Annotated in this window: 10 protein-coding genes and 1 pseudogene; 3 read left to right on the top strand and 8 right to left on the bottom strand. The window is 67.2% G+C overall.

Going from position 1 to position 12,711, the window contains the following annotated elements; all coding sequences use genetic code 11:
* Positions 1-30 precede the first annotated feature (30 nt).
* The 8 genes and pseudogenes from PJ985_RS19505 to PJ985_RS19470 form a co-directional block, all read right to left on the bottom strand.
* The gene (locus PJ985_RS19505) at positions 31-1,005 is read right to left on the bottom strand and encodes an LnmK family bifunctional acyltransferase/decarboxylase (protein ID WP_271685147.1); all 975 of its coding nucleotides are present in this window, start codon (positions 1,003-1,005) and stop codon (positions 31-33) included.
* Positions 1,002-2,129, bottom strand: coding sequence for a histidinol-phosphate transaminase (locus PJ985_RS19500; RefSeq protein ID WP_271685146.1), 1,128 nt, complete (start codon positions 2,127-2,129; stop codon positions 1,002-1,004). Before PJ985_RS19500 ends, PJ985_RS19505 begins: the two co-directional genes overlap by 4 nt.
* A gap of 98 nt (positions 2,130-2,227) precedes the next feature.
* Positions 2,228-2,464, bottom strand: coding sequence for an acyl carrier protein (locus PJ985_RS19495; protein ID WP_271685145.1), 237 nt, complete (start codon positions 2,462-2,464; stop codon positions 2,228-2,230).
* Between the two features lie 42 nt (positions 2,465-2,506).
* Positions 2,507-3,547, bottom strand: a complete 1,041-nt coding sequence (gene dmpG, locus PJ985_RS19490; protein WP_271685144.1) for a 4-hydroxy-2-oxovalerate aldolase — start codon at positions 3,545-3,547, stop codon at positions 2,507-2,509.
* Entirely contained in the window at positions 3,544-4,437 is an 894-nt protein-coding gene (locus tag PJ985_RS19485) for an acetaldehyde dehydrogenase (acetylating) (RefSeq protein WP_271685143.1), read from the bottom strand. Before PJ985_RS19485 ends, dmpG begins: the two co-directional genes overlap by 4 nt.
* A gap of 146 nt (positions 4,438-4,583) precedes the next feature.
* Positions 4,584-5,378: a 2-keto-4-pentenoate hydratase gene (locus PJ985_RS19480; protein WP_271685142.1), complete on the bottom strand. Its 795-nt coding sequence runs from the start codon at positions 5,376-5,378 to the stop codon at positions 4,584-4,586.
* A gap of 826 nt (positions 5,379-6,204) precedes the next feature.
* A pseudogene (locus tag PJ985_RS19475) lies at positions 6,205-6,674 on the bottom strand (helix-turn-helix domain-containing protein); the annotation flags it as partial.
* Between the two features lie 146 nt (positions 6,675-6,820).
* Positions 6,821-7,846: a ParB/RepB/Spo0J family partition protein gene (locus PJ985_RS19470; RefSeq protein WP_271685141.1), complete on the bottom strand. Its 1,026-nt coding sequence runs from the start codon at positions 7,844-7,846 to the stop codon at positions 6,821-6,823.
* Positions 7,847-8,435: 589 nt separating this feature from the next.
* Here PJ985_RS19470 and PJ985_RS19465 point away from each other — a divergent pair.
* From PJ985_RS19465 to PJ985_RS19455, 3 genes are all read left to right on the top strand, one after another.
* A complete protein-coding gene (locus PJ985_RS19465) occupies positions 8,436-9,446 on the top strand; it encodes a class I SAM-dependent methyltransferase (RefSeq protein WP_271685140.1) in 1,011 nt (336 codons plus the stop codon).
* 8 nt (positions 9,447-9,454) lie between these two features.
* Complete coding sequence (locus PJ985_RS19460) at positions 9,455-9,667, top strand: MbtH family protein (protein WP_271685139.1); 213 nt, start codon at positions 9,455-9,457, stop codon at positions 9,665-9,667.
* A 7-nt stretch (positions 9,668-9,674) separates the two neighbouring features.
* Positions 9,675-12,711 (top strand): amino acid adenylation domain-containing protein (locus PJ985_RS19455; RefSeq protein ID WP_271685138.1); only part of this gene is annotated, 3,037 nt, incomplete at its 3' end.

Here is a 12,711-nt window from a genome sequence, read left to right as displayed (position 1 = left end):
TCAGCTGCCCGGCCACTTCCGGGCCCTGCTTCACCCGTCCCCGCTGGGGACCGATTCGGTGACCGCGACCTCGAGGGCGGTGACGGCGATCAACTGCCCCGTCGCGGTGTCGTGCATGGCCATGTCGGCGATTTCGATGTCCCGGCGTTCCGTGCTCCACCACCTGCGCGCGGTGATGGTGAAAACTGCTCCCGGATCCGCGTTGCCGAAGTAGCCGATCTTCTGGTCGGTCACCTTGCGCCGCAGGAACTGCTCGTCGGTGCGCCCCAGCGACCGCCACAGATGCAGCAGCACCGTGTCGAAAACGGAGAAATAGGAGGCGAAGTACATCAGCCCCGCGCCGTTGAGATCGCGTACGACGTCCAGTACGTATTCGAAGGTCTGGGCCGAACCGGCTTCGTGGCAGGCCGGCGGACCCGAGGGATAAAAGGTACCCGTCGCCCGTGCCCGGCCGACCAGGGATCGGGGGGAGTACTCGTTCGGCAACAGCGGCAGGTCATGGTGGGAGAAGCCCGGAGGTACGACCTGGGCCAGGTTCCGGTTACTGCCCGCGCTGGTGCGGGCGATCCAGCGGTTGAAGGTCTCCGCGTAGAGGCAGTCCGGATGCGGGTGTTCGTACACCTCGGCGGGGTCCAGGGCCCCCTCGGCCAGCTCAAGACCGGCCGGTGACATCCGGTGGAGGGTAATGACTGACTGGGTACCGAACCGGAACGCCCGGGACATGACGCTGAGTTCGTCGCCGAAAGTGAGCCCGTGGGGATGGATTACCTCGCCGCCCCGCACATGAAAGTAGTAGAAGGACAGGTAGGCGGGATCCCCGTCGGCGGTTCGGGCGCCATGCACGTTCATCCCGCAGGAGTCTCCCACCACCTGCCAGGTCCAGTCACCGATCCGGCCGAAGATCAGCGAGCCGCCGCTGCACATGCCAGGGGTGACGACCACGTCGCGGGGAACCCCGCGTGCCTGCCCCGATACGGCGCCGCGTCCGCTGCTGGCCCTCGTCATACGTCCACCGCCGTCCGCACCCGGCGGGCCTCGCGGTCCGGGTCCTGAGCGGCAGGTGGCCTGCGGCGCCATTCGCTCGCCACGGCGAGGAACGCGTCATCGTCTTCCGTGGAACCGATCGACACGCGCACGCCCTCGCCCGGGAACGTCCGCACCGCTATCCCCTGACTCGCACACCACCGGCCGAAGCCTGCCGCCTCCTCGCCCAGAGGCAGCCAGAGAAAGTTCGCCTGGCTCTCCGGGATCTGCCAGCCGTCGTCCAGCAGCGCGTCCTGAACTCGCGAACGTTCCGCCACCGTGGTGCCGACCCGCTGCAGCAACTGTTCCTCCAGGCCGAGCGCCGCTACCGCGGCCCGCTGCGCAACCGCGCTCACCGAGTAGGCCAGACCGACCTTGCGCAGCCTCCTGACGACCCGGGCGTCACCAATGAGATAACCGACCCTCAGCCCGGCCAGCCCATACGCCTTGGAGAAGGTGCGAAGCACGACCACATTCGGGTGACCCTCGCAGAAGCGCAGGCCACTGGACGTCTGCGGCGCCCGGACGTACTCGTGGTACGCCTCGTCGATGGCCACGAGACAGCTCGGCGGGACGGCCGCGAGGAACCTGCCGAGGTCCTCGCTTCCGACGACGCTGCCCGTCGGGTTGTTCGGGTTGCAGATGATGACCAGGCGGGTGCTCGGAGTGATCCGGTCGGCCATCGCCCGGAGGTCGTGAGCGGCCCCGGAAAGCGGTACCGGTACGGAGACCACCCCTGCGAGCTTGGAGAGCACGGGGTAGAGCTCGAAGGAGGGCCACGCGTAGACGGCTTCAGCGCCCGGATCACTGATCGATTGGACCAGTGTCTGCAGGAGGGCGACGGATCCGGCACCCACCACGACTTGGTCCTCGTCAGTACCCAGCGCTTCGGCGATGGCCAGCGTCAGCGCTCCGCATCCGGGGTCGGGGTAGCGGTTGACCGTGGCACCGGCTGCCGCTATCGCCTCGACGATGCCGGGCAGAGGGTCGTGCGGGGACTCGTTCGCCGAGAGCAACCGGGGCCTCGTCGGTCCGGCATACACACCGTCGGACGGCTCATAGGCGGGCAGGGCATCGAGAAGGCTGCGAAGGGGCGGAAAAGACATGGAACTCCAAGGAAGGGGGCGCCGGCCTCCCGCACAGGTAGTATCTCCGGCGCCCGAGTCTGTTGTGCCGTGGCGCGTCGCGTCCGCGCTGCGGGCTTTCAGCCCGCCGCCTGCCGCTCCACCACCAGCCGCGCCACATCGGCGAGCGTGGTGGTGTCCAGCACCTCGTAGTCGTGGACCTCGATGCCGAGCCGCTCGTTCAGCACGGTGACGAGTTCGAGCACCGCAAGGGAGTCCAGTCCGACCTCTTCACGGGTGGCGCTGGGCACAATGTCTTCCTCCCTCAGCTGAAGGTCGCTGACCAGGATGTCCTTGAGTACTCCTACTTCGTGCAAAGCTGGCTCTTCCCTCGGAAGTGTCACCGGCGGATCGCCGCTTCAGTCCGCGCGGCCCGCGCGCAGGGCAAGGGCCACATCGACAATGAGATCCTCCTGACCCGCCACCGCCTGCCGCTTGCCCAGCTCGAAGAAGACGTCCCGCGGGTCGACTCCTTCCCGCTGGGAGATGTCCAGCACCCGGCTCTTGAACCCGGAGAACACCCCGGCCAGACCGCTGACGATGGCCACCGAATCGATGGTTGGCGGGTTCGGCATCAGCTCGCGCTCGGCAATGTCCGCTGCGTCGAGCAGTCCGTACAGATCGATGCCCGTAGTGAAGCCCATCCGCTCCAGCACCGGTATCAGGACCTCGAGCTGAGTGTTCCCGGCGCCGGCCCCGAACCCCCGGGCGCAGGCGTCCAGGATGCCCGCGCCCGCCTCCACCGCGGCAATCGAGTTGGCGACGGCCATGCCGAGGTTGTTGTGCCCGTGGAAGATCACGGGCACCTCCACGGCCTGGCAGATGGCGCCGATGCGGCTCGTGACGTCCGCCGGCAGGTAGTGGCCGGCGGAATCGAAGATGCCCACCGCGGTAGCGCCGAACTCCACAAGGCGGGCGCACTCCTTCGCCAGCTGCTCGGGATGGGCCATGTGGCTCATCATGAGAACGCCCTGCGCCTCGGTGCCTCGCTCCCGCAGGAAGCCCAGGTGGCGCTCGGCGAGGTCTCCCTCAGTGCAGTGCGTGCCGATCCGTACGACGTCGACCTGGTGGGCGATGGCCTCCTTCAGGTCCGTGGTGGTGCCCCAACCTGGAAGCATGAAGACGGCCATCTTGCTGTCCGGCAGGGCCTCCCGGACGACCGACAGCATTTCGTCATCGCCGAGTTTGGCCTGCCCGGCCTGGAAGGAGGAGGCGCCCAGGCCATTGCCGTGCCCCACCTCGACCACCGGAATGCCGGCGGTGTTCGCGGCCTCCGCGTACGCCCGCAGCTGGTCGCGGCTCAACTTGTGCCGGACCGCGTGATGGCCGTCGCGCAAGGACGGGTCGTGAATGAGAACCGGCTTGCCGGCATCGTCCTCTGGATGTGGTGTCCCGCTCATGGCGTCTCCGTACCTATGCTCGCGAGGCCGGCCGCGGCGTATCTCTCGGCGACATGGACCGCGGCGGAATTAATGATGTCGAGATTTCCGGCGTACCAGGGGATCCGGTCACCTGAGGAGGTGACCTCGACGGCGACAAAGGCCGTGTTGTCGTGTACAGAGGTGGCCGCCACCCGGAAACCGTCGACGAACGTGCGGACCTGCTCCACCGCGGCCTTCACTGCCGCTTCCACTGATCCGGCGGCAAGCCCCTCCCCCCTCAGCGACATGGCGACCCGGAAGGTCGCGGGAGGTCTGGCAGGGCTGACGTTGAGGATCGCCTTGACGTTCTTCACCCCGGTGAAGTCCCGTACCGCCTCCTGCGTGGTCTCGACGTACTCGTCGAGATTGAGCCGGGTGGACCGGCCGACGCTCGGGCTTGCTGCAGTAGTCACGACTTCGACGTAGTCGACCGCGTGCTCCCGGGTGATGGCGTGCACGATGGGTATCGACGCCTGACCACCGCAGCTGATCATGCTGATGTTGTCGCATGTCAGGGCGTCGGCCCCGTTCACGCTGGGCACCACCATCCGCCCCACCTTGCTGGGCGTCAGATCCACCAGCTTCGCGCCGAGGAGACGCAGTTGCGCCGCGTGCTCGGCATGCGCCGAGGCATTGGTGGCATCGAAGATGACGCCGAACGGCTCCGGAGCGTCCAGAATCGACCGGATACCGTACGCGCTTGTCGGGAGGCCGAGTGCGGCCGCCTGTCGTAAGCCCGGGGCGTTGCCGTCCCGGGCCACGACCAGTCCGCAATCCAGAGACTCCGATCGCAGGATCTTGGCTGCTAAGTCGACACCGATGAGGCCGGCACCGAGTACCGCCACGGGCAGGCGTCCCTTCTGGTTCATGCGTGTATCGCCCTTCCCTGTGTAGAAAGCCACTTGCCGAGTGCGTGCGCCTGTCGTGTTCCCTCGCCGAGTGATGGCCCGTCCATGACAGGACCACACCCACGGGGCCGGGCCGACGGGTACCTCCCCGGCTCGTCCGTGCCTGCCTACGCGTCGCCGACCTGGAGGGTGACCGTTCCCAGTCGGTCGAACTCGGCGACGAATGTGTCGCCGGGGCCCATCGGAACGGCGGCGTGGAGGGCTCCAGTCATAATCAACTGCCCTGCGTCGAGCGTCACACCGTGCTCGCCGAGGACGTTCGCCAGCCAGGCCACCACTGCGACCGGGTCACCCAGGGCGGCGGCACCCGCACCGGTCGCCACGAGATCCCCGTTGCGCGAAAAAGCCATACCGGTCAGCCGATGTGCGCAGTCCTCGGCGAGCACCACCGGGGGCGCCAGGACCACGGCACCGTTCGACGCGAGATCGGCAATCGTATCGGCGAGGGAGATGCGCCAGTTCTCAATGCGGGAATCGACGATTTCCAGCCCGGCCATGACCTCGGCAATGGCCGCACGCGCCGCAGCCATCGTGACCCCGGGGCCCTTCAGGGGACTTCCGAGCCGGAACACGATCTCCGCCTCTACCTTCGGCGCGATGAACGTGTGGGCAGACACGGTCGCCCCTGACATATACACGGTCGATCCCAGCACGGGGCCGTAGTCCGGGGTGCTGACGCCGAACATGCGCTGCATCGGGGCAGAAGTGAGCCCTGCCTTGTACCCGACCACACTGTCACCGGCCGCGGTGAGCATGCCGACCAGCTTTCGCTGGATCGCGTATCCATCGTCCATGCCCAGCCCGGGATGCGCGTCGGTGAAGGGCCGGATGGGGCAGCGCTTGGCTCGCGCCTCATGGAGTGCCATGGCCCAATCGCTGATGTCTTTCTCCGAGATCTTCACTGTGCTCCCGTCCGAAGGCCGCACCGCTGAACGCACCTGTCGCTCACCCAGCTGTACGGAAGGTAAATCCTCGGCGCCTCCGCAACGGCCGACCCGGCGAAGGATGAACAACCCGGCGTACGGTCCGAATCGCCATGAGCCACAGGAGTCCTCCCCGGGAACCCGGACAGAAACTCCATCACAGCGGCCGATTCCATCGTATCCGTGGCCGGAGAATTATCGGGTACGGACGGCGGCGAGGAAACAAAGGTGGCATCCGCCTTCGCGCCCTGACCTCATCGTAACCACGTGGCGACCCTCGCAGGGGTTAGTCACATCCGTCCGCAGGTCAGTGACGTGCGTCCGTATCCCGAACATTGAGAAGTTTCTCCGCCTTCGCGACACTGACTCGTATCCCACAGAACGGGCCATTTCGCATCTCAAACGTGATCCTCGTCACATGCTGTTTCCCTATTCCACCCCGAAAGTGATCTCGAACGGCCGAGATGCCCAGCCAGAACGAGGCAACGCCTTATGATGCGAACAGGAAATGACCTGCCACCCTCGCCGGAATCAGCGGTGGCGCGCTTGCCGACCTGACGCCGATCACATGACGACGCGCTCGACTGGGGCTCGCTCATTGCCCCCTACCGGCGGACCCGTTCTCACGAACTGCGGCCAAGGCACTCCGGTCGAAACGAGTGCAGCATGACCGCATGGCCAGGCGTGCCGCCCGCTCCATCCGGCTTTCCAGCAGCTCCGGAGAAGAGGTGCTGTTCCTGCTGCCGCTCCGGCAGCACAACTCGTCGACGGCAGTGCGCAGGCCGCCCTAAAGGGCGTGGGCGCGGTTCCTGCGGCCTGCTTGCCGGCCCAGGGTCTTGTGGCGCCGCCGTCTTGGATGTTGCCGAGCTTCTTCATGCCACCGTGCACCAGCTCGCCGGGCCGGGCGCGTTCGTAGGGCGGATGACCCGGCAGGAGGCCCGGTCCCGGTGCGGGAGCCGGGCCAGACGGAAGCGGGTCAGCCACCCGGTGCAGCAGGTGGGCGATGCGGTCCGTGCCCCAGCGGCGCAGGAGACGGAACTTGATGATCCGGCGCTCGGTGCGGGGCGGGCTGGAGCGAGGACGGGAGGAGCGGTCACTCAAGCCCTCTTCGCCGAACGTCCGATAGCCGTCGGCCCAGCGCTCAGCGGTGGTCGGCGAGACCTGGAAACGCTCGGCGGCGCGGCGCAGGGGCCGGCCGTCCCCGGCCACACAGCGGGCCAGACGCAGACGGCCGGTCTCGGTCAGGGGTGCATAACCGTGGGCACAAGGGCCTATCTGTCGCTGGTGCAGATGTCGCAATCCACACCAGGCCAGAAGGCCCTCACCCATTTCAAGCTCGAACAGCCGTGAGCCCTGTCACCGTCCACAACCTCCCGAGACAGAACAGCTGGGCTCCGAGGGTCAGCAAGGCGGCGCGGCGCTCAGTGGACCGCCCGCCACGAGCCGTCCAGCTGATCCGTCTGCTGCAACTCGCCGGCCAACTGCTCCAACGCCTTGGCATAGTCACTCACCACCTCGGACAGTGCCCGTACACAGTGCGGAGGAACGGTCGGCAGCAACCGTTCGCTCGCCGCGAGCCATCGGGCCTGGCCGTTGAGCCAGCGCAGCAGCGTACGGCCGCTGTCGGTGAATCGGATCGACGGGTCATTGGCCAGCATTTCCATGGCCCGCATCCGGCTGTGCGCGCTCTCATGCTCCGCCTCGGCGGGCGGGCACGGGTTCGGAACCGAGGCCAGGGGGAATCCCGGGGGGCGTGCCGCCGCCATGAGAGAGGCGCGCGGTGCGGCCAGCTGCTTCGCCGTCTTCAGAGTGGAGGGGCAGGACTTCACTTTCCTGCGTAGACGATGCACCGTGCTGATGGAAACACCTGCCCGTTCGGCCACCTCGCGCAGGGGTGCTTCCGGACGTTCCGCAATCAGTGCCAGGGCCTTCTCCCGTCGCTCGCGCATGTTGACCGGGCGTGCACGGCCATCCATGCCGACGCGGGCGACTGACTGTTTCGACTGAGGAGATTCCTCACTGGAAAACCCTCGCAGCGTCCCCACCGTCTTGGGCGATACACCTGTGACGGCCGCGATGGCCCGGTCGGACCAGTGAGGATGGGAGTTCAGGATGCGCAGGACGGCCGCCTTACGGTCCCGGAGGGTTAAGGGAAGACCGTGGCTGATATTGGCCTTCACAGCGCAGATGAACATGTCGGCCGATGGGCCCTCCACGTAGCGGAGCGCAATGTCACGGTCCCCACGGAGGATGGTGGCCTGTAAACGGTGCATGCCGTCCACCACCCGCCCCGCCGCACGGTCCACGAGAATCGGTTCCAACTCAGCCCCGCTCTCCGCAAGGGCTTGTACGTGGTCATGGTTCAAACCTTCGAGGCGCGGTGAATCTGCTGGTGACAGTGACTCCACCGGAACTTTGAGGACCGCTGAATGCGGTTTATCGAACAAGGGTCCAGTCCTTCCAGCATGCTGATCCGTGTACGGAGCATATGGATGCCTGCGATCTCAGAGTGACATACCGAAGCCTTATCGAGCCAGAACGCCGGAGGGCTTGCGGCCGCTGCTCAGGAGGTGCTCAACGTCAAAGCGGGCGCAGTCGGGGCCCGGGTCATGCCTGACCCCTCGGCTGGTTTCGGAGGCTCAACGGGCCGGTCCCTCCATCACTGCTGGCCAGGTGCGACCGGGCCGGCCGCATCGCCTGACTGGCGGGCCCATGGCGCGTCACGCAAAGAGGGGTGCACCCGCCCGGGGTATTCGCTCGTGCACAGCGGGCCAACGTCCAGCCAACATCGGCTTCGTACCGTCCCCATCGGCTCACAGGTGCCACGGCAACCTCGAGGAACTCGTCGTCCGCCCATCGGCGGGGGCACCTGCGACCGGTTGCGCTCCGAGCCGGACGGCCGAACCGAGTCGAGGGATTCGCTGCGGTCTGGAGGTTCCAGCAGTTGCTCAGCGCTCCTGTTCCACGTGTTTCAGCGGGCCGGAGGGAGACCCCGCACCGCCGTCAGCGATGTCGAGGACCCAGCAAGGAGAAGACATGGCAGTTCAGGACACGATCAGGACATCGTCGATGGAGGCGATCGAAACAGCCGCTGACCTGGCAGCGGTGGGAGCACTGCTGCAGATCGCCGCGGAGCTGGAAGTGGATCACGTTCTCGACGCGGGAGAGCCGTTCAGCGTGGCCGAGCTGGCCGGCGCGGCCGGCGCGCCGGAGGCGGGCATCGGCGATTTCCTCGACGCTCTCCTCGCGGCCGGTCTGGTACTGCGGGCCGAATCACCCGAGATGTTCCAGACGGCGGGGGACTTCGAGGAACGCCGGTATCAGGCCGGGTACCTCTCCTGGGCCTTCCATGCCAATGCTCCGTTTATCGAGCATGCGACGGCGTTCCTGCGCGACCCGGACGGCGCGGCACGTATCCACAGCCGGAACGGCCGCCGTGTGGCTGTCAGTTCACGCTGGATCGGAAACCGTGCGTTCTACCCCGCTGCCTTCCGACTGATCGCGGAGTCGGGTGCGAAACGAGTGGTCGACCTCGGCTCGGGGGCCGCGGGCCTCCTCATCGAACTGCTACGGGAGTCCTCCGAGCGAACGGGGGTGGCTCTCGATATCAGCCCGGCCGCCTCCGACCAAGCACGACAGGCAGCTGACAAGGCAGGCGTCGGCGACCGGATGGAGGTGGTCACCAGATCCATCGAGTCAGTGGCCGAGGACCGGAGCCCCATCGAGGGTGCCGAGGTGATCCATGCCGGATTCGTGCTCCACGATGTGGTGAATAACCCCACCGCCCGCACCGGCGTTCTGCGCGGCTGCCGCGAGGCACTGGCCCCCGGAGGCTTCCTGGCTGTCACCGACGCCGTTCCCTACGCGACCGATGAGCGGGAGCGCCGGTTCAGCGCCTTGTTCACCTATCTGCATGCCACCTTCATGAAGGTGGATCTGCCAACGGAACGCGAATGGCGCGAAGCGTTTCTGTCGGCCGGCTTCTCGCAAGTGTCGTGCCTCCCCCACCGATTCCCCGGCGGGCGGCTCTTCATCGTCTCGAATTGAGTTCAGTGATGACCAACCCCTTTGAACACGACGACCGTGACTACCTCGTCCTGGTCAACGACGAGAACCAGCACTCGCTGTGGCCCAGCTGGATCACCGTGCCGACAGGCTGGCACGTCGTCCTCGATGCCTCCCCGCGTGCCGACGCCCTGGCCTACATCGATCAAAACTGGACTGACATGCGGCCGGCGAGTCTAGCGGCCGCTATGAGAACGGAGTAGACCTGCGATGGCGCCGATCACCCTCAGGGACCTGTTCGAGCAGCAGGTCATGCGGCGACCGGACGCAGTCGCCGTCAGCCACGGCGGAAGCGGCTTGACCTATCGCGAACTCAACCGGCGCGCCGACCGGCTCGCGCATGCGCTCATCGCGCGCGGCGCCGGGCCGGACCGACTGGTGGCCCTCGCGCTGCCCCGCTCCGAGGAGCTGGCCGTCGCGATTCTGGGCGTGCTGAAGGCCGGTGCAGGGTACCTGCCGTTGGACCCAGCTCAGCCGAAGAACAGAACGCAGTCTCTGCTCCGGGACTCCGAGCCGGTCTGCGTGGTGACCTCCGGCGCACTCGGCCCGCCGTCGGACATCACCGTCATCGACCTTCGGTCGGCCGAGGTGGTGGCGGAACTGGAGCACGGGCCGGTGGGTCCACCGCCGAAGCGCACCCTGCCGGGCCATCTCGCCTACACCATCTACACCTCGGGCTCCACAGGACGGCCCAAGGGAGTCCTGGTCACCCATGAGAACGTCGTCCGCCTACTGACGGCCACCGACGCCTGGTTCAGCTTCTCCGACACCGACGTATGGACGATGTTCCACTCCTACACGTTCGACTTCTCAGTCTGGGAGCTATGGGGCGCTCTTGCCTACGGCGGACGGCTGGTCGTCATCCCGTTCGAGGTGAGCAGGTCACCCGGCGAATTCCTCCGCTTGCTGGCCGAGGAACGGGTCACCGTGCTCAACCAAACACCTTCGGCCTTCTACCAGCTCGACCGAGCTGACCGCTTGTCCACGGACCCCGGCGTCAACCTCGCGTTGCGTCTCGTGATCCTGGGCGGAGAAGCGCTCGACATCGGACGTCTGACGGGTTGGTACGCGCGACATCCGGAGGACGCACCACGTCTGGTGAACATGTACGGCATCACCGAAACCACCGTGCATGTCAGCTACCTCCCGCTCCTGCCTAGCAGCCAGACGGAATCCGGCGGCAGCCCCATCGGGCGTCCCCTTCCGGATCTGCGGGTGAAGGTCCTGGACGAGACGCTGGCGCCCGTGCCGGCCGGTGAGCTCGGGGAGCTGTACGTAGCCGGCCCAGGCCTGGCCCGCGGATACCTCAACCGGCCCGCGCTGACCTCCGGGCGCTTCCTCGCCGATCCGGACGGGCCCGCAGGTGCCCGGATGTACCGGACCGGGGATCTGGCACGGCGACGCCCCGACGGCTCACTGGACTACTGCGGGCGCGCGGATGAGCAGGTGCAGATCCGTGGGTTCCGGGTGGAGCCGGGAGAAATCGAAGCAGCGCTGCTACAGCATCCTGAGGTCGAGTCCGCTGCGGTCATCCTCCGGGAGGACCGTCCCGGCGACCAGCGTCTCGTGGCGTATGCCGTGCTCGATGTCACGGCGCCGGGTACCGAACGGGACGCCGACGAGGCGGAACACCTGGTCGAAGGCTGGCGGACCTTGTACGACGCGATGTACGGCGCGACACGGAAGGACGCCCCCAGCGTGGCCTTCGGTGAGAATTTCGCGGGTTGGAACAGCAGTTACGACGGTGCGCCGATCCCCCTGTCGCAGCTGCGCGAGTGGCGCGACTCCACCGTCCGCCGCATCCACGAACTCCGCCCCAGCAACATTCTGGAGATAGGGGCGGGCAGCGGGCTGCTCCTGGCACCGCTGCTGTCCGTCTGCGACTCCTACTGGGCCACCGACCTGTCGGCAGAAGCCATCGACGCGCTCACCCTGGCCGTGGGCGACGACGAACGGGTGCGGTTGGAGCAACGTCCCGCCGACGATTTCGTTGGACTGCCAACCGGCTTCTTCGACACAGTGATCATCAATTCCGTGGTCCAGTACTTCCCGGACGCGGACTATCTGACCAGGGTGGTGGAGCATTCCCTCGGCCTCGTCCGTCCCGGCGGGGCCGTGTTCGTCGGGGACGTACGTGACCTGCGCACCCTCCGGGCGCTTCAGACAGCGATCCGGCTCCCCGGGGAGCCGGACGGCGCCGTGCTGCGCCACGCGGTCGACCGCGCCCACGCCACCGAGGAGGAACTGCTGGTCTCACCGGGCTTCTTCAGCAGAATATCCGGGGCAAACGTGGTGGACGTTCGGGTCAAGGAGGCCGTCAGTCACAACGAGCTCAGCCGCCATCGATACGACGTGACGCTGTACCGCAGCCCGGCCGAAGCGGTCGAGCCGGAAAAGCTGACGCGCCTGGTATGGAACGGTGAGGCGATACCTCCAATACCGCTGAACGGTCTGTTCGTCACCGCGATACCCAACGCGCGCCTGTCCGGGGAGACGGCGGCGGCGGCCGCGGCGGCGAACGGCGACATCGACCGGGCCCGCGCACTGCTGGCCGCCGGGGGTGGCGTCGATCCTGCCGACCTCATCCGCGAAGCCCAGCGACGGAGATGCCGTTGCGTGATAGTTCCGTCCGGCGAGCGAAGCGACCTGGTCGACGCCGTCTTCCTGCCGGACGGCCACCCCAGCGCGGTGCGGTACACCTGGCACGGCGAGGCCGGACCACACAGTAACCACCCGCTCACAGCCCGGCGGACCGCGGCGGCCGGCTCCGGACTGCGAAGTTACCTTGACGGGATCCTGTCCTCCCACATGGTGCCCGCAGCGGTCGTCATCATGGACGAACTGCCGCTGACCGTGAACGGTAAACTGAACCGTGGCGCCCTGCCCGCACCGGACTATCCGGGGCACGCGACGGGCCAACAGCCCCGCAGCGAGCGTGAGAGGCAGCTGTGCAGTCTGTTCGCTGATGTGCTGGGAATCCCGCAGGTCGGAATCGACGACGACTTTTTCGCCCTCGGCGGCCACTCACTCCTCGCCACCCGCCTCATCGCCCGCATCCGCGCCGAACTGGGTGTCGAACTGGACCTGCGTGCCCTGTTCGCGGAACCCACCGTGACCGGAGTGATTCATGCCGTGGCGCGGAGCGCCGGGTGTCGGCGGCCGGTGCTCCCAGGGCGGAGGGACAGCCTGCTACCCCTAAGCTCTGGCCAGCGGCGGATGCTCTTCCTCCGGGACACGGGCGCGGAAT

Origin of the sequence: Streptomyces sp. ACA25, assembly GCF_028200735.1 — a bacterium.
Lineage (GTDB): Bacteria > Actinomycetota > Actinomycetes > Streptomycetales > Streptomycetaceae > Streptomyces.
Note: the sequence above shows the minus strand (reverse complement) of the source record. Positions and strands in the feature narration are given on the sequence as shown.

Coding starts and splice junctions, on each gene's coding strand:
- PJ985_RS19505 (WP_271685147.1), bottom strand. CDS start 1,005: ATGACGAGGGCCAGCAGCGGACGCGGCGCCGTATCGGGGCAGGCACGC.
- PJ985_RS19500 (WP_271685146.1), bottom strand. CDS start 2,129: ATGTCTTTTCCGCCCCTTCGCAGCCTTCTCGATGCCCTGCCCGCCTAT.
- dmpG (WP_271685144.1), bottom strand. CDS start 3,547: ATGAGCGGGACACCACATCCAGAGGACGATGCCGGCAAGCCGGTTCTC.
- PJ985_RS19485 (WP_271685143.1), bottom strand. CDS start 4,437: ATGAACCAGAAGGGACGCCTGCCCGTGGCGGTACTCGGTGCCGGCCTC.
- PJ985_RS19465 (WP_271685140.1), top strand. CDS start 8,436: ATGGCAGTTCAGGACACGATCAGGACATCGTCGATGGAGGCGATCGAA.
- PJ985_RS19460 (WP_271685139.1), top strand. CDS start 9,455: ATGACCAACCCCTTTGAACACGACGACCGTGACTACCTCGTCCTGGTC.